We start from the raw sequence: 532 nt of genomic DNA on the forward strand, positions 1-532 counted from the left end.
GTCGGACCCGTTCGGCTCCTGATTGCTCTGCTCGGACACTGTTCGTCCTCCGTTTTCCTACTCGTCCCGGTACCTATACCAAGGTGCCAGTCTCAGAATTCTGGTCTCAGGCGTACTGCATCTCGCAGCCGTACTCGTCCAGCCACCAACGGGCGGTGCGGGTGGCGTCGGGCTCAGTACGCAGATCCGGCGACTGTCCCAAGTCGGCTGGGGTTGGGCCGATCCGGTCGGCCACGGCCCGAAGGCCGACCTCGTCCAAGCCGTAGCAGTCGACCGCGTTCAGGCCTAATAAGCGACGGGTGTCCTCGACGGTCGCATCCTGGAAGTCGTTTCTCAGGCGGGCCCGGGTGTTGGGCCACGACCCCTCGGGGTGCGGGTAGTCGGTTCCCCACATGAGAGCATCGATGCCGTTGACGTGGCGACGACGAACCTCCTCGCGGGACATGGTCGAGGCGCCGATGAACACGTTGTCGCCGAAGTACTCCGAAGGCAGGCGGGAGATCAAGCCCTTCATCCGGGAACCCATCTTCTT

The 532-nt window shown here is 63.7% G+C and carries 1 protein-coding gene; it reads right to left on the reverse strand.

The genetic code is table 11. The annotated features are described in order from the left end of the window. Nucleotides 1-106 precede the first annotated feature (106 nt). On the reverse strand, nucleotides 107-532 hold a 426-nt coding region (locus QF777_12200; protein ID MDP6912286.1), incomplete at its 5' end, for an amidohydrolase family protein.

The organism is Acidimicrobiales bacterium (assembly GCA_030747595.1).
Classification (GTDB): domain Bacteria; phylum Actinomycetota; class Acidimicrobiia; order Acidimicrobiales; family MedAcidi-G1; genus UBA9410.